This window comes from Streptomyces sp. G45, from assembly GCF_049542095.1.
Taxonomy (GTDB): Bacteria; Actinomycetota; Actinomycetes; order Streptomycetales; family Streptomycetaceae; genus Streptomyces.
Genome location: NZ_JBMUZU010000001.1, coordinates 5,863,703 through 5,879,117 on the forward strand (window position 1 = coordinate 5,863,703; position 15,415 = coordinate 5,879,117).

Genomic DNA, 15,415 nt, shown 5'->3' on the forward strand with positions numbered 1-15,415 from the left:
CGGACCCGGCGGCCCCCGGGGCGCGGTGGCCCCCGGGGGCGCGGTGGCGTCGCTCGGCATGTCGGTCACCGCGTCACTGGTCCAGCGCGTTGTCGATGGTCTTCACGGCCTTGCCCCACGCCTTGTCGGGGTCCGTGCCCTTCTGGTCGACGCCGAGCATCCCGGTGTCGGCGAGGTACTGGGAGATGATCCCGTCCTCGGGCCCGATGGGCTGGACCGGCACGCCCTCGGCGGCGCGGGAGAAGATCCGGCCGACGGGCGCGCCGCCGAAGTAGGGGTTCTTGGCGTCCTTCACCTCGGGCAGGTCGTACGCGGCCTTGGCGCTGGGGAAGCTGGCCCGCTTGTCGAACAGCTTGGCCTGCTGCTTCGGCGCGGTCAGCCAGGCCACCAGCTTGGCGGCCTCCTCCTTGTGCTCGCCCGCCTCGGGCACGGTCAGGAAGGAGCCGCCCCAGTTGCTGGGCTTGGGCGCGGCGGCGACGTCCCACTGGTCCTTCCCGGCCTCGCCCGCCTTGTCCTTGATGTAGCCGAGCATCCAGGGCGGACAGGTCACGGTGGCGAAGGACCCGTTGGCGAGCGCCTGGTCCCAACTGGGCTGGAACTGCTGGAGCTTGTCGGTGAGCCCGGCCTCGGCGAACTCGGCGGCGAGGTCCCAGCCCTCCTTGACGGCGGCGCTGTCCTTGTAGACCAGCTCGCCGTCGGCGTCGTAGAACTTCTCGGTGCCCGAGCCGTGCACGGCGGCCATCACGCCGGTGGCGCCGTCGACGAAGGCGGTGCCCTTGGGTGCCTTGGCCTGGTAGCGCTTGCCCGCCGCCAGGTACTTGCGCCAGTCCCCGGCCCACAGCTTCCCCACGGCCTCCCGGTCGGTGGGCAGCCCGGCCTTCTCGAACAGGTCCTTGCGGTAGCAGATGCCGGTCGGGCCGATGTCGGTGCCGAGGCCGACGGTCTTGCCGTCCTTGGTGGTGCCCTGCTTCCACTTCCAGTCGAGGTAGGAGCCCTTGTCGACGCCGGGGACCTTGCCGAGGTCCATCAGTTTGGCGGAGTGGGTGCCGGTCAGCTCGGCGATGTTGCCGACCTCGACGGCCTGGATGTCGGACAGGCCGCTGCCGCTGCTGAGGTGGGTGAGCAGCGCGGGCCAGTAGTTCTCGTTGCGCTGTACGGAGTTCTGCTTGATGGCGATGTCGGGGTGGAGCCGCTCGTACTCCTCGTAGAGCCCGGCCTCCTTCAGGCCGAAGGCGCCGAAGACGCCGACGGTCAGGGTCGTCTTCCCCTTGCCGCCCCCGCCGCCCCCGCCGCCCCCGCCCGAGGAGCCGCCCTGCCCACCGTCGTCGGAGTCCTCCGCGCAGCCGGTGAGCAGTCCGCCCGCGAGGGCGGCGACGGCCGTGAGGACCACGGCCGTGCGGTGCGTTCGAGTCCTGTAGCGCATTGCGTCCTCCTGGTGCTCCGACGTACCGGCCACCGGCCAACCACCTTGTGCGATGCGGAATTCGGGACGGGACGGCTCGGACGGCACGTGCGGGTCATGTAAGAGACGAGTAGGGTGGGAGCGCTCCCATTCGTGATGCCTTGAAGAGTCCCGGCTCGCCGCGGGGGTGTCAAGGCACTGGACGCCGGGAGTTGCGGGCCCGGGCACCGCCGCTGGTGGCGGCTGCCGCGCTGTTAGATTGACGTGCTTGTGCCGGGGCATCCCGGGGGTGGTCCCGGCGCGTCATGGGGAGGCACGGATGAGGAGTGATCGGCCCAAGGGGCGCGGCGGGGGGCGGCCCACCCTGGAGGAGGTGGCCGCGCGCGCGGGCGTCGGCCGGGGCACGGTGTCCCGGGTGATCAACGGCTCGCCCCGGGTGAGTGCCCGTACCCGCGCCGCCGTCGAGGAGGCCGTGGCCGAGCTGGGCTACGTACCGAACACGGCGGCCCGCGCGCTCGCCGCGAACCGCACCGACTCGATCGCCGTGGTGGTCCCCGAGCCGGAGTCGCGGTTCTTCGCGGAGCCGTACTTCTCGGACATCATCCACGGTGTGGGCCGCGCGCTCGCCGACACCGACATGCAGCTCCTGCTGACCTTCGCGGGCGGCGACCGGGAGCGGCAGCGACTGGCGCAGTACTTGTCGGCGCACCGCGTGGACGGGGTCCTGCTGGTGTCGGTGCACGCCGACGACCCGCTGCCCGACCTGCTGCGGCAGCTGGAGATCCCGGCCGTGATCAGCGGCCGCCGCTCGGCCGAGGAGCCCTTGGCCTCGGTGGACTCCGACAACTTCGCGGGCGCCCGCGCCGCCGTCACGCATCTGCTGGCCCGGGGCCGCCGCGCCATAGCGACGATCACCGGCCGCCTGGACGTGTACGGGGCGCAGCGCCGCCTCGACGGCTACCGCGACGCCCTGGCCGAGGCCGGGTACGGCGTGGACGAGTCCCTGGTGGCGCGCTCGGACTTCACCGAGGACGGCGGCCGCCGTGCGATGGCGGAGCTGCTGGACCGCAGGCCGGACCTGGACGCGGTCTTCGCCGGTTCGGACGTGATGGCGGCGGGCGCCCGCCAGGTGCTGCGCGGCGCGGGCCGCCGCATACCGGATGACGTGGCCCTGGTCGGCTTCGACGACTCGGCGATCGCCCGGCACATGGACCCGCCGCTGACCAGCGTGCGCCAGCCGATCGTACGGATGGGCCAGGTGATGACGGACGTCCTCCTGACCGAGATCGCCGACCCCCGCCCAACGGCGACCCGCGACCTGAGCCGCCCCCGGATCATCCTGCCGACGGAACTGGTCTGCCGCGCCTCGTCGTGAGGGGCGTATGGGTACGGGGTAGGGGCACCGTAACCATGCTGGGGGAATGACGAGGGCCTTGATGAACCGTCCCGGGGCGCTGCCAGCCACACCCACACACCTGGGGGATTGAGGGTGGGCTGCCCTCGGGGCGAGCGTGCCGGGCGCGGGTCGCCGGGCGTGTCTCACTCGGGGTGTGAGGCGCGTGCCGGGCACGGGCGGGCGTGTATGTAGCTGAACACGGGACCGCTCACGCCGTGCCAGAGGTGCGGGCGCATCTGCTCGCCGGGGGCGGGGGCGGTGCGGCAGTGCGCGCACACCAGGGCTAGCTTCCCGGCCCGTTCGCGCGCGGCCAGGTGTTCCGCGCCCAGGGCTTGGCCGTGGTCGCAGGGGCGCAGGGGGCAGTGGGGGCAGGTGAGGCCGTGCTCGTGCCAGTCGAGGTACGAGGCCAGGGCCCGGCTCTGGATCTCGTAGCACGCCGGGCAGGCGCGCGGGTGCCAGTCGCCGGTGCCGCCGAGGTCCATGCCAGCGTCGCCGCCGTCGAGGGCGCGGGGGCACCAGACGCACACGGCACCGGCCCGCTGCTCGGCGGTCAGGGCGCTGCCCGGGGGCACGATGAATACGCGCAGGGCCTCGGTCACGTCACGCATCGCCGCCGCCTCCCTCGGTGTGGGCTGGACGGGCGCGGCGGACGCGCAGGGCGGTGTTCTTGGCGTCGCGCACCGCGCGCCGCAGGAGGGCGCCGGTGCGGCAGCCGTGCGTGGTCCGGCCGCACGCGGGGCAGGCGCTCAGGTGGGCCAGGTGGTCGGCGTACGCCCGCTGGGCGCGGTCCTCCAGCGCGGGCAGGTCAGCGGTCACGGTTCTACCGCCTGCGTCTGCATGCCGTCGGCGAGGAGCAGGAGGGCCCGTAGCCTCGCGATGTCGCACAGGGCGCCCGGGTACGCGGGCGGGACGACCCACGTGATGATCTCGCCGGGGTCGCCGACGCGGGGGATGCCGAGGTATGTGGTGGTGCTCAGGCGCTCGTCGCCGACCCACTGTTCAGCTGGGGAGATCAGCACGTAGTACGGGCCGTGCGCGGGCCGCTGGTCCCGGACCACCGGGCCGTGCAGCCAGTCGGCCAGCGCTGCGGCCACAGTGCTGGGGGCGCTGCTGCCCACGGCGACATGGACGCGCGCGGCGGCGACGCGGATTGCGTCGAAGCGGCGGCCGAGAGGGAGCAGCGCGACACCGTGCTGCCGCCACTCCGCGTACGCCTTGAGTGGGCTCGGGTGCGCCTGTGCGAACCACGCCGAGATGGCCTTGTTTGCTCTGCTCACTGCAGGGCCTCCCATGGGCAACATGAGTGATGTGTCTCACATCGCGACCGTAGGGGGGGCGTGAGGCGAGCAAGGGGTAGAACTCCTACCCCTATGAGCAGGGGTAGGGTTTCTACCACCTACGTGATCACACGGGTACGCCCAACTCCGCTGCCAGCTCGGCGGCATCCTCGCGCACCATTCGAGGGCCCGACGTCGCCAGACCGGGCAGTGCATTGCGGGTGAAAAGGTTGTACCGGATCGTCTCCGGTGACTCGGCGTGGGCCTTCTTCAGGTAGCCCACGGCCGCCGCCCCCTCGCCGAGCAGGGTGTGCGCACGAGCCGTTTCGATCAGGTGGTACGACCGGCGCGTGGCCGACGGGATCGTGGACAGATCGAGGTCATCGGCGATCCCCAGCGCCTTGGCTGGCTGCACGAGATCGTTGTACATAGTGATCGCATAGCCGCCGACCACCCCCCGCCCGAAGATCAGCCACGGGTGCGCGTAGTCGTCGCCGAGTTGGCGGGCCAGGTCGTCGGCCTTGTCCCAGTACCGCCACGCGTCACCGGCCTGGCCGGTCTTCGCGTATGACAGGGCGGCCGCGAGGTAGAGCAGCCCTCGGCGAGCAAGGTGGTCGGGGTCGTCCGTGTCGGGAAGGAGCGAGGCGGCCTGCTCGGCGAGGTCGACCCGGGCCTCGGCGGCCTCGCCAGCGTCGCGATGGACGTGGTTGACGTACCAGGCGGCGGCCGCGATCGCCCGCGGGCTGTCGGCGTCCTGGGCGGCGGCCATGGCTCGGTCTCCGGTGAGCATGACCAGGTCCGGCGCGGGCTGAAAGGACAGGAACAACTGTGTGAGGTGGTTCGCCTCGGCCTCGGCCATCAGCGCGCGGCGCCGATCGGCCCCTTCCAGCGTCCGGGCGGCGTGCCGGGTGTCGTCCAGAAGGGCGGGGAGCAGCTGGGCGATGCGGGTACGGTGCCCGATCGTTCGGTTTCCGGCACGATCGTCGCGGGCGTGCCAGATTTTCCACGCCTGCCGTAGCCGCGCGGCCAGTACGTCGGCAGGCTCGGGCTGCCGCTCCGACGGCGATAGCCGGTACGTGGTCAGGGCCTGCTTGATGAGTGGAAGTTGACGGTGCTCGGCCTTCGAGTACGTGGCGGCCATGATGCGATCGTCCCCGGTGAGATCCCGGACGTCCTCGACGCCTAGGGCGTGGGCGAGCCGCAGAAGCTTGGGAAGCCGGGGCATCCCCATGGCGCCGGTCTCGATGGCTTTGACCCACTCGACGGATTGACCCATGACGGCGGCGACGTAGGCGCGGCTCTTACCCGTGCGTAGACGGGCCCGCCTGGCACGCTGGCCGAAGGTGAGCTGCTGTTCCTCTGCGGGGTCGGTAGTCTCGGGCATAACGCCTCCGTTCAGAGCTTCGACACTCAGAACGGTACGCGCAACGGAGGCCCCCTCCCACCGCCCGGTGGGAGGGGGCCTGTTCAGTGCGAGGAGGGCGATCAACCCGGGCGCGGGGGCACCAGACGCACACGGAACCGGCCCGCTGCGGCCTGCTCCGCGCGAGGTACGCGTCGGAGGATCTCCTCGACGAGGCGGCGGCGCACGACGGCCGTCACCTCAGGTGAGGGAAGTTCGCTGCACGCGGCGAAGGCCCGGTCGAGCAGGTCCTCCAGCGGGGTCGGGTCGGCGGTCATCATCGGCCCACCGCCCCGAGGACGCCGTCATTGCGGCGATGCCTGGTCATCGCGTGCGGCCAGAATTGCTGTTGACGGCGAGGATGCGGGAGATGCGATCGGCGCACTCGCGTTCCGCTCCCCGCACTCCCACCTCGTAGTCGAAACTGGTGACGTACCGGTCGCCGACGACGAGAATCTCCTCAGACAGACGGCTATTCAAGGGGTTGGTGACGGCCACCCGCATCGCGGGTTCGCCCACGTCGATCAGCAGACCGAGATTCTCCAGATGGCTGGTGAGCTGCTTCAGGTCGTTGGTGTCCACGCGCTGACGATCCCAACGAGGCAGGCAGGTGCGGGATATGACAACCTATGACACAGAGCTGATCATGCGTGCGGTGGCCGTGACCGGCACCAGGAACACGGGGCACCGCCGCCTCGACGAGTACGCGGACCTGTTCCGGGACTACCTCGGACCGTTCGCCAGCTCAGAGGCGCACTTCTACATCGGTGGCGCCAAGGGCATCGACTCCATGTCCCTGATCTGGTTGGCAGGCAACACGTCCGCGGTCATCACCATCGTCGTCCCGGGCCGGATCGACCAGCAGCCTCCCGAGGCCCGGCAGGCCATCGCCCGCACCCGCGACCGCGTCAAGGAGATCGTCGAACTGCGAGCGCCAGAGCTGAAGGCGCCCGCCTACCACGCGCGCAACCGTTGGATGGTGGACCGCGCGAGCATGACGATCGGCTTCCCGCACCACGCCGAAGAGTCCTCGGGCACATGGCAGACCCTCAACTACACACGCGATCAGGGGAAACCATGCCTGATCGTGCCCGTGTAAGCCCGGTCGGCGCCACTATGACGATATGGAGGATCGAGCCGCGGGAGCGGCACGGCTGAAGGCGCTGCGGCACCGCCGCGGCCTGTCCCTCGCTGAGGCCGCCCGCGGCCTCGTCGCGCTCGCCGAGGAACTGCATCAGCCAGCCCTGCCCGCCGTGGCCAGCGTGCAGCGCTCCGTCGCCCGCTGGGAGGCGAGACGGCCGACCATGCCGGACGATCGGTATCAGCTCCTGCTCGCTCACCTCTACGCGCGCACCCCCGCGGGGGGCGTATCCCTCGGAAGCGGCTCCGACTTCGCCGAGTATCTCCACGCGCTCGGCCTCCTCGGTGAGAGCGAGCACCGCATAGCCGAGCTTCGCAGCCTGGTTCTGTGCGCGGCCACCGACTCTGGCGGTGGGCTGCTCGCCCTTCTCGCCCCGAGCACGCAGGCCCGTCTGGATGTGGCGCTCGCAGACCCGTCTCAGGCAGACGAGGCGACCGTGGCAGGGCTGGCCGCTGTCGTGGCCGACGTCAACGCTGAGGTGGGCTCGCTGCCGATGGTGCGACTCCAGATGCTCCTGGCCCCGGCGGCCGAGGCTGCGCGGCGCCTGCTCGCGGGCCCGACCCCCGCCCCGCTCATGCCGCACCTGCGGGAGGTCGTGGTCGCCGCCGCGACGCTCGGCGGTCGACTCGCTTTCGAGACGAGCGACGATGCCGCCTCACGGGCGCTGTACGCCGAGGCCACTCGCGAGGCGGGCCTGCTTGAGCAGCCGTGGCGGCAGTCCAGCGTGCACATGAGCCACGCCCTCGTCACCCTCTACTCGACGGACGGCCTCGACGGCGCGCGGCGCCTGGTCGATCAGGCCGTACGAACAGCCCGCACCGGGGAAAGCACGTTGACTCGCGCGCGGGCCCACGCGCTTCAGGCCGAGCTAGCCGCGCGGGCCGGGCATGAGCGGCAGGCACAGACCGCGCTCGGCCTGGCCTGGTACGACATGGAAGCGCCCCCCGAGGACGATCCGTCGCCGTCGTCGTTTTCGCTCGGGCACCTGCGTGGATTCGAGGGCGTATGCGAGCTGTACGTCGGTGATCCGGTGGCGGCGCATGATCGATTCGCCCGGTCGGCAGAGGGGTTGTCCGCTCCGCGGGAGCAGGTGCAGCGGGCGATCGTCACGACCGACCAGGCGCTCGCCCGCATCCGCCTCGGTGAGCCGCGTGGCGCCGTGCAGCTCCTGCACCAGTGCGTCGCCGCAGCGTCTGCCACGGGCGGCCGCGTTCCGGCACTTCGTCTACGTCGGGCTCGCCGGGAGCTGAGGCCGTGGCGCCGGGAGAACTGGGTCGCCGACCTCGATGACCACTTGATGGACGTCCTGGGCAGCTAACGACTCCGTGGACGTGGTCACCACGGCCTGTCCCTGAGCACGACGAAGGCCCCCTCCCGCCGGGTGGTGGGAGGGGGGCCTGTTCAGCGTGCGAGGAGGGCGATCAATCCGGTCGCGGCTCCTGCCACACCCGAATGCCGGGACGGTAGGCGCCAGAACGAAGATCGTGTTCCCGTGGTGTTCCCAAACATCGGGAAACGACAAGGGCCCGACCCGCTTTCGCAGGTCAGGCCCTTGATCATCAGGGTGAGTGACGGGACTTGAACCCGCGGCCACCTGGACCACAACCAGGTGCTCTACCAACTGAGCTACACCCACCGTGAGCCGGTCTTTTGTCGTTCTTCCGACCGGCCGAGAAAAAGTGTACAGGGTCCGAAGGGGTGCTCGCGCACACCTTTCCCGGACCCCGTACGCGGGGCCTCCCGGCGGGCTACTCCGCGGGCAGCACGTGCTTCGCCGCGATCGTCCGCGCCGTCTCCGAGTCCGGGCCCGGCTGGGGCACGAAGATCGCCTCGCGGTAGTAGCGCAGCTCGGCGATGGACTCGCGGATGTCGGCGAGTGCCCGGTGGTTGCCGTTCTTGTCCGGGCTGTTGAAGTACGCCCGGGGGTACCAGCGCCGGGCCAGCTCCTTGATGGAGGAGACGTCGACGATGCGGTAGTGCAGGAAGTTCTCCAGGGTCGGCATGTCCCGCAGCAGGAAGCCGCGGTCCGTGCCGACCGAGTTGCCGCACAGCGGGGCCTTGCGGGGCTCCTTCACGTGCTGACGGATGTAGTCGAGCACCTGCTCCTCGGCGTCGGCCAGGGTGGTGCCGCCGGACAGCTCGGCCAGGAGTCCGGAGGCGGTGTGCATCTGCCGCACCACCTCCGGCATGGTCTCCAGCGCCGCGTCCGGCGGGCGGATCACGATGTCCACACCTTCGCCGAGCACGTTCAGTTCCGAGTCGGTGACCAGCGCGGCCACCTCGATAAGTGCGTCATCCGTCAGCGAGAGCCCGGTCATCTCGCAGTCGATCCACACCATGCGATCGTTCATGCGCCCAACCCTACGGCGCACTCCTCTGACCCGGCAGCGGCGCCCGGCCCGGGGCGTAGGCGTCGGCTCCCGGCTTGCCCGGGTCCAGCGGCAGGGACGCGGTGGCGCCGAGCGCGCTGGCGGCGGCGGTGCGCCGGGTCTGGGACGGGACCGGGCCGGGGGTCATCCCCGTCGAGCCCGCGCCGACGCCCGGACCGATGGGTCCGCCCGAGCCGCCGTGCCCTCCGTGACCACCGTGGCCTCCGTGGCCTCCGTGACCACTGTGGCTGGCGGCGTGACCGCTGTGCCCACCGTGGCCTCCGTGACCGCTGTGCCCACTGTGACTGCCGTGACCGCCGTGGCTTCCGGAGCCGCCCGGGCCGTCCATCGCGACCACGGCGGGTGCCGGGGGCACGGTGGCGGGTACGCCGTCGACGCCCCGCTCGCCCTGCGGCCTGCGCGCCCGGTAGGCGGCGCGGTACGCGGCGGGCGAGGAGCCCAGCTGGCGGCGGAAGTGGCCGCGCAGCGCGACGGGCGAGCGGAAGCCGCAGCGCCCGGCCACCTCGTCGACGGAGTAGTCGGACGTCTCCAGGAGCCGCTGCGCCTGGAGCACCCGCTGGGTGATCAGCCACTGGAGGGGAGCGCTCCCGGTGAGCGAGCGGAACCTCCGGTCGAACGTGCGGCGGCTCATGTACGCGCGGGCGGCGAGCGTCTCCACGTCGAACTGCTCGTGGAGGTGCTCAAGGGCCCAGGCGACCACCTCGGCGAGCGGGTCGGCGCCGATCTCCTCCGGCAGCGAACGGTCCAGGTAGCGCTCCTGGCCACCGGCCCGGCGCGGCGGCACGACGAGCCTGCGGGCGAGCGCGCCCGCCGCCTCGTTGCCGTGGTCCGTGCGCACGATGTGCAGGCAGAGATCGATTCCGGCCGCGGTCCCGGCCGACGTGAGCACGTCACCGTCGTCGACGAACAGCTCGCGCGGGTCGACGTGGACGGACGGATAGCGTTTCGCGAGCGTCGGCGCGTACATCCAGTGCGTCGTCGCCGGGCGGCCGTCCAGTAAACCGGCCGCCGCGAGAACGAACGCACCCGTGCACAGGCCGACGATGCGGGCCCCTTCCTCGTGCGCGCGGCGCAGCGCGTCCAGTGCCTCCACGGGCGGCGGCGAGGTGATGGAACGCCAGGCGGGCACCACGACGGTGCCTGCCCGCGAGATCGCCTCCAGCCCGTGGGGCGCGGTCAGTTCGAGCCCGCCCGTGGTGCGCAGCGGGCCCTCTTCACCGGCGCACACCAGCAGCCGGTACCGGGGCACTCCCGCGTCCTGCCGGTCAATGCCGAACACGGAGAGTGGTATGGAACTCTCGAAGATGGGACCGCCGCTGAAGAGCAGCACCGCGACGATTTCCCGACGGCGCCGCCCGGAGAGTTTCCGCGCCGCGGCTTCCTGCACGGCAGTGGAGTCGTGGCTCATGGCGCTAAGCCCCCCTCGGTCGTCCCGGCTCCCTGTTCTTGACGGACCTGTCGCTCCTGCACGTTTCCCCTCGGTCCTCCACCAGTCCCCCGCCGTACTACAGTCAAGATCGAATCTACTGCGTTCCGTGCCGCCGGAGTGACCAGTTCAGCACCCGGCGCATTGTCGACATGGCAACTTGGCGTAAAGCATTCGATCACGAAGCGTCGCACTCGCGAGGCCCCCAGGGAAGTGCGCCTTGTCCCAGTGGCCGGTCAACGTAGGGTGCAGACGCCTCCTTCGCTCCTTTCACCCCTGGTGGGACGTGGGTTGACCCCCTGTTCGGCCAGGGAGTGAGGACCAGCCGGAAGTTGGCTGAAAACATGCGGAGGGGTGCGTGGGAATCGGTCAGTGCGTGTCAGTGCGCCGGTGCGTCCGGGCCTCCGTGCCGACCGCCCCTGCGCGCCCCCGTGGCGGCCCTCGGGCGGCGCCCCCGGGCGCGTGAGCGCCGTTCCGCGCGCGCCCGCGCCGCCCCGCGCTCCGACTGGCGGAGCAGCACCCGGCAGACCCCCGTCACGGCCGCGAGCCCCAGAGCGGATCCGGCCGCCCCGGCCAGTGAGGTCCCGTACCCGATGAGTACGACGGGAACCAGGACGCAGGAGAAGGCGGCCCAGCGCACGACGTCGCTCGCGGCGTCTTCTGGCGTGGGCGCCTGTGCGGGGGTGGTCCGCTGCCCGCCCGCCTCCGTCCCCCGGCGCTCGCGCGCCCTCGGGGCGGTGTGGCGACGGGGCGTCGCGGCGGTCGCTTCGGCGGTGGTCGTCGGTCCTGGCACGGCGTACTCCCTGTGACGGTGGTTTCGCACGTGGTGGCGGGGTGGGGGTGTGGGGGGCGAGGGGGGGGTGGACGGGCGTGGGGGCGGGGGGCGGGGTGGCTGGGGTGCGGATGGAACTGGGGCTGGGGAGCGGGGGGCGGGCGGCTGGGTGGTGTGGTGACGGGAGACGTGGCGGAGAGGGGCGGAGCCGGGGCGCGTGGGGTGCGGGCGGCCGGGGGCGCGGAGGGAGCTGGGGACGGGGAGGGGTCGGGGAGCGGACAGGAGAGGGGATGGGGAGCGGAGGGCGAGCGAATGGGGGAGCGGACGGGGAGGGACTGGGGGAGCGGACGGGGAGGGACTGGGGCGCGGGCGGAGCCGGGGGACGGGGAGCGGAGAAGGGAGCGGACGAGGAGGGAGCGGACGAGGAGGGCTGGGGGTGCGGATGGAGCTTGGGCCGGAGAGAGGCCCGGGGGCAGGTAGGGGAGAGGCCGGGGCGGGGCGGATAGGGGAGCGGGCGGGGAGCGATGGAGGGCCAGCGGGGGGCCAGCGGGGGGGGGGGGGAGCCAGCGGGGAGTCGGCGGGGAGTCGGTGGGGGTGAGTGGCTGGGGAAAGCGGGTGGGTGGGGAACGTGGGGGCGAATGTCTTCGAAAGAGTGGTTTCGCGGGTTCAACGCGTGGCGCGCCGCGCGGTCACTGGCCCAACGGGACCACGCCGCGCGAACCGGGTGGAAACCGCCTGTACGGGGCAGCTGCCATTGCCATCCGAGCCCGGCTCATGCATGCTCCGGGGAACGCCGCGCGGCCCCCGCGGGCCCCGGCGGGCCCGGAAACAGGCCCGGTGCGGCTTCGGACGGAACCTGGGCAGGAGAGGAGTGCCGCCGTACCCTTGGGGGTAAGGGGCTGTGAAGACGATTACCGGACAGGGGCCCCGCGAGCGAGGTTCCCGCGCAGGTCCGGTGACCACCGCTCACCTCAGACAAAAGCCGACCCTCCCACACGAGGACTCCTTCGCCGAGACACCGATGGCCGGTCACGAATTCTCCGAACCCGCGGACCGCAAGCGGCAGGTCGCCGATCCGACGGCGACGCCCCAAGCGGCGGAAGAACCACGTCATTCCTGCGATCCCGCCTTCCGGCACGGCGTAGTCGTCGGCTTCGACGGCTCGACCTCCAGTGAGCGGGCCCTCGCCTACGCGATCGGGATGGCCCATCGCTCCGGATCCGGCCTGATCATCGTCCATGTGGCCAATCGCCTGCCCACCACGGTCTGGGCGGGCTGCGAGCCCCCCGTCTTCGTCGACGTCCCGGACCACCGCACCGAGGTCCTCGGGCTGGAGCTGGCCTGCGCGGAGTATCTCGCGGAGGTCCCCTGGATCCTCGTCGAGCGCGGCGGCGACATCTGCCACGAACTGGAGGAAGTCGGCCGGGAGTACGCGGCGGACGCCATCGTCGTCGGCTCGACGCACGGCATCGTGGGCCGCATCTTCGGCTCCGTCGCGGGCCGCCTGGCGCGCCGCGCCCAGCGCCCGGTCGTCGTCATCCCGTAACCCCGCCGTCCCGCAACACCGGAGTTCCGGCGTCCCGGCACCCCGCCGCCCCCGCGTTCCGCAAGGGGCACCCCGCAGCCCTGCAACCCCTGTAACAACCACGGGCACCCCCTACCGCCGCGCGCCACCCCCACCCCCCGGCCGCCGCACATCACCCGTACGCGCACCCCCGGCACCCCGGCACCCCCGCGCCGCGCCCGCACTCGCGCCGCGCTCCCACCCTCCGCAACACCCCGCCCGCACTGCCGAGTTGAGCGCCCCAGGCGCCAACTCCCCTACGAGGAACGCATAAATCTACTCGCGCGTAGAGGTGGTTTGTTCCCTTGTGAAGGGTACATACCGGTCGCTGGGGCTTCGGATGCCCCGAAGGGACGCGGCGTCCTGCCGACCGGGGGGTGACGGCCACCGGTCGAGGCAGGCGCGGGCCGGGGTAATGGGCGACCCCGGTCCCTGGAAGAGTGGCCCCCCGTGCGCCTGGTGGCACGTACGGGGGGCCACTCACACGTACGGGGGCCACTCACCCGACGCGTGCGGACTACTCCACGGTCACGGACTTCGCCAGGTTCCGCGGCTTGTCGATGTCCCGGCCGAGGGCCAGGGCCGTGTGGTAGGCGAGGAGCTGGAGCGGGATGCCCATGAGGATCGGGTCCAGCTCGTCCTCGTTCTTCGGTACGACGATGGTGTGGTCGGCCTTCTCCTGCTCCTGGTGGGCGACCGCGAGGATCCTGCCGCTGCGGGCCTTGATCTCCTCAAGGGCGGCGCGGTTCTTCTCCAGGAGGTCGTCGTCGGGGACGATCGCGACCGTCGGCAGGGCGGGCTCGATCAGGGCGAGGGGCCCGTGCTTCAGTTCGGAGGCCGGGTACGCCTCGGCGTGGATGTACGAGACCTCCTTCAGCTTCAGGGAGGCCTCGCGCGCCACCGGGTAGCCGCGCACGCGCCCGATGAAGAGCATCGACTTGGCCTCGGCGAACTCCTGGGCGAGCTTCTTGATCTCGTCCTCGCGGGCCAGCATCTGCTCGATCTGCGCGGGCAGTTCGCGCAGGCCCGCGATGATCCGCTTGCCGTCGGCGACCGACAGGTCCCGGATGCGGCCCAGGTGCAGGGCGAGCAGCGCGAACGCGACGGTGGTGTTGGTGAAGCACTTGGTGGACACCACGCAGACCTCGGGGCCCGCGTGCACGTACACGCCCGCGTCCGCCTCGCGGGCGATCGCCGAGCCGACGACGTTCACGATGCCGAAGACGCGGGCGCCCTTGCGCTTCAGCTCCTGCACGGCGGCGAGCACGTCGTAGGTCTCGCCGGACTGGGAGACCGCCACGTACAGGGTGTCGGGGTCGACGACCGCGTTGCGGTAGCGGAACTCGGAGGCGGGCTCGGCGTCGGCGGGGATGCGGGCCATCTCCTCGATCATCTGGGCGCCGATCATGCCCGCGTGGTACGAGGTGCCGCAGCCGAGGATCTTCACGCGGCGCACCTTGCGGGCGTCGTGCGCGTCCAGGTTGAGGCCGCCGAGGTGCACGGTGGCGAAGCGGTCGTCGATGCGGCCGCGCAGCACGCGGTCCACGGCGTCGGCCTGCTCGAAGATCTCCTTGTGCATGTACGTGTCGTGGCCGCCCATGTCCCACGACTCGGCCTCCCACTCCACGGTGGTCGGCGCGGCCGTGGTGCGGGAGCCCTCGGTGGTGTACGTGCGGTAGTCGTCGGCCTTGAGGGTGGCCATCTCGCCGTCGTCGAGGGTGACGACCTGGCGGGTGTGCGAGACCAGGGCGGCGACGTCGGAGGCGACGAACATCTCCTTCTCGCCGATGCCGAGGACCACGGGGGAGCCGTTGCGGGCGACGACGACGCGGTCGTTGAAGTCGGCGTGCAGGACGGCGATGCCGTAGGTGCCCTCGATGTGGCGCAGCGCCTCGCGGACCTTCTCCTCCAGGGTCTCGGCCTCGGAGCGGGCGATGAGGTGCGTGATGACCTCGGTGTCCGTCTCGGAGCGGAACTCCACGCCGTCGGCGACCAGCTTGGCGCGCAGCTCGGCGGCGTTGTCGATGATGCCGTTGTGGACGACGGCGACCTTGTTCTCGGCGTCGAGGTGGGGGTGGGCGTTCTCGTCGGAGGGGGCGCCGTGGGTGGCCCAGCGGGTGTGCGCGATGCCGGTGGTGCCGGTGAACCGCTTGGGGACGCGGGCCTCCAGGTCACGGACGCGGCCCTTGGCCTTGACCATCTTCAGGCCGGTGGCCTTGGGGCTGGTGATGACGACGCCCGCGGAGTCGTAGCCGCGGTACTCCAGGCGCTGGAGGCCTTCGAGGAGGAGAGGGGCGACGTCACGCTTGCCGATATATCCGACGATTCCGCACATAAGGGTCCCTCGGGTTGGTGTGGACAGGGGTCAGCCGTAGACGATGCGGCGCAGCTGCCTCAGCGTCAGCTCGGGCGGCGCCACCGCGCGGTACCGCAGGTCCGTCGCGATCCGCTCGAAGATCTCCGCGTTCACCAGGCCCTGACCCTGGAGTTCGCGGTGGCGGCGGCGGACGTACGCTTCCGTCGTCTCGTCGAAGTACGCGAGCACGTCCTGGATCACCCGGAGCGCTTCGCCGCGCTGGAGCTGGGTGGAGCGCGTCAGGTGATCGACAAGTTCCTCGTGCACCCGACGATCCTGGATTACACAG

The 15,415-nt window shown here is 71.6% G+C and carries 17 protein-coding genes and 1 tRNA gene; 5 read left to right on the plus strand and 13 right to left on the minus strand.

The features are described from left to right. Positions 1 to 73: 73 nt before the first annotated feature. Positions 74 to 1,423 carry an ABC transporter substrate-binding protein gene (locus ACOBQU_RS24710; RefSeq protein ID WP_423629617.1) on the minus strand — a complete coding sequence of 450 codons (1,350 nt, stop codon included), beginning with the start codon at positions 1,421 to 1,423 and terminating at the stop codon, positions 74 to 76. 298 nt (positions 1,424 to 1,721) lie between these two features. Here ACOBQU_RS24710 and ACOBQU_RS24715 point away from each other — a divergent pair, with 298 nt between their 5' ends. Continuing rightward, positions 1,722 to 2,777, plus strand: a complete 1,056-nt coding sequence (locus tag ACOBQU_RS24715; protein WP_423629619.1) for a LacI family DNA-binding transcriptional regulator — start codon at positions 1,722 to 1,724, stop codon at positions 2,775 to 2,777. Between the two features lie 164 nt (positions 2,778 to 2,941). Here ACOBQU_RS24715 and ACOBQU_RS24720 read toward each other — a convergent pair whose 3' ends face one another. The 6 genes from ACOBQU_RS24720 to ACOBQU_RS24745 all read right to left on the minus strand — a co-directional run bounded on the left by ACOBQU_RS24720 (position 2,942) and on the right by ACOBQU_RS24745 (position 6,059). Beyond that, positions 2,942 to 3,406 carry a hypothetical protein gene (locus ACOBQU_RS24720; protein ID WP_423629621.1) on the minus strand — a complete coding sequence of 155 codons (465 nt, stop codon included), beginning with the start codon at positions 3,404 to 3,406 and terminating at the stop codon, positions 2,942 to 2,944. Further along, positions 3,399 to 3,614, minus strand: a complete 216-nt coding sequence (locus ACOBQU_RS24725) for a hypothetical protein (protein WP_423629623.1) — start codon at positions 3,612 to 3,614, stop codon at positions 3,399 to 3,401. The genes ACOBQU_RS24720 and ACOBQU_RS24725 overlap by 8 nt, the downstream gene beginning before the upstream one ends. Further along, a complete protein-coding gene (locus tag ACOBQU_RS24730; protein ID WP_423629625.1) occupies positions 3,611 to 4,075 on the minus strand; it encodes a hypothetical protein in 465 nt (154 codons plus the stop codon). Before ACOBQU_RS24730 ends, ACOBQU_RS24725 begins: the two co-directional genes overlap by 4 nt. A 127-nt stretch (positions 4,076 to 4,202) precedes the next feature. Further along, the gene (locus tag ACOBQU_RS24735) at positions 4,203 to 5,459 is read right to left on the minus strand and encodes a helix-turn-helix domain-containing protein (RefSeq protein ID WP_423629627.1); all 1,257 of its coding nucleotides are present in this window, start codon (positions 5,457 to 5,459) and stop codon (positions 4,203 to 4,205) included. 101 nt (positions 5,460 to 5,560) lie between these two features. Beyond that, entirely contained in the window at positions 5,561 to 5,758 is a 198-nt protein-coding gene (locus tag ACOBQU_RS24740) for a hypothetical protein (protein ID WP_423629628.1), read from the minus strand. Between the two features lie 43 nt (positions 5,759 to 5,801). Beyond that, positions 5,802 to 6,059, minus strand: coding sequence for a hypothetical protein (locus ACOBQU_RS24745; protein ID WP_423629630.1), 258 nt, complete (start codon positions 6,057 to 6,059; stop codon positions 5,802 to 5,804). Between the two features lie 37 nt (positions 6,060 to 6,096). Here ACOBQU_RS24745 and ACOBQU_RS24750 point away from each other — a divergent pair, with 37 nt between their 5' ends. Both ACOBQU_RS24750 and ACOBQU_RS24755 read left to right on the plus strand, forming a co-directional pair. Continuing rightward, a complete protein-coding gene (locus ACOBQU_RS24750; RefSeq protein WP_423629632.1) occupies positions 6,097 to 6,576 on the plus strand; it encodes a hypothetical protein in 480 nt (159 codons plus the stop codon). 25 nt (positions 6,577 to 6,601) lie between these two features. Beyond that, a complete protein-coding gene (locus ACOBQU_RS24755) occupies positions 6,602 to 7,936 on the plus strand; it encodes a hypothetical protein (RefSeq protein ID WP_423629634.1) in 1,335 nt (444 codons plus the stop codon). 245 nt (positions 7,937 to 8,181) lie between these two features. Here the strand turns inward: ACOBQU_RS24755 and ACOBQU_RS24760 are convergent. The 4 genes from ACOBQU_RS24760 to ACOBQU_RS24775 all read right to left on the minus strand — a co-directional run bounded on the left by ACOBQU_RS24760 (position 8,182) and on the right by ACOBQU_RS24775 (position 11,074). Beyond that, positions 8,182 to 8,254 (minus strand) — tRNA-His (locus tag ACOBQU_RS24760). Between the two features lie 112 nt (positions 8,255 to 8,366). Beyond that, positions 8,367 to 8,969, minus strand: coding sequence for an oligoribonuclease (orn, locus tag ACOBQU_RS24765; RefSeq protein WP_423629636.1), 603 nt, complete (start codon positions 8,967 to 8,969; stop codon positions 8,367 to 8,369). A gap of 10 nt (positions 8,970 to 8,979) precedes the next feature. Continuing rightward, the gene (locus ACOBQU_RS24770) at positions 8,980 to 10,416 is read right to left on the minus strand and encodes a helix-turn-helix domain-containing protein (RefSeq protein ID WP_423629638.1); all 1,437 of its coding nucleotides are present in this window, start codon (positions 10,414 to 10,416) and stop codon (positions 8,980 to 8,982) included. 397 nt (positions 10,417 to 10,813) lie between these two features. Then, complete coding sequence (locus ACOBQU_RS24775) at positions 10,814 to 11,074, minus strand: hypothetical protein (protein WP_423634692.1); 261 nt, start codon at positions 11,072 to 11,074, stop codon at positions 10,814 to 10,816. Here ACOBQU_RS24775 and ACOBQU_RS24780 point away from each other — a divergent pair. After that, positions 11,028 to 11,243, plus strand: a complete 216-nt coding sequence (locus ACOBQU_RS24780; protein ID WP_423635039.1) for a hypothetical protein — start codon at positions 11,028 to 11,030, stop codon at positions 11,241 to 11,243. The genes ACOBQU_RS24775 and ACOBQU_RS24780 overlap by 47 nt on opposite strands. A 984-nt stretch (positions 11,244 to 12,227) precedes the next feature. Further along, complete coding sequence (locus tag ACOBQU_RS24785) at positions 12,228 to 12,752, plus strand: universal stress protein (protein ID WP_423629640.1); 525 nt, start codon at positions 12,228 to 12,230, stop codon at positions 12,750 to 12,752. Positions 12,753 to 13,287: 535 nt separating this feature from the next. Here the strand turns inward: ACOBQU_RS24785 and glmS are convergent. Then, positions 13,288 to 15,105, minus strand: a complete 1,818-nt coding sequence (gene glmS, locus ACOBQU_RS24790; RefSeq protein ID WP_423629642.1) for a glutamine--fructose-6-phosphate transaminase (isomerizing) — start codon at positions 15,103 to 15,105, stop codon at positions 13,288 to 13,290. 30 nt (positions 15,106 to 15,135) lie between these two features. Continuing rightward, on the minus strand, positions 15,136 to 15,393 hold the full coding sequence (locus ACOBQU_RS24795; protein ID WP_423629644.1) for a hypothetical protein: 258 nt from the start codon (positions 15,391 to 15,393) through the stop codon (positions 15,136 to 15,138). Between the last annotated feature and the right edge of the window lie 22 nt (positions 15,394 to 15,415).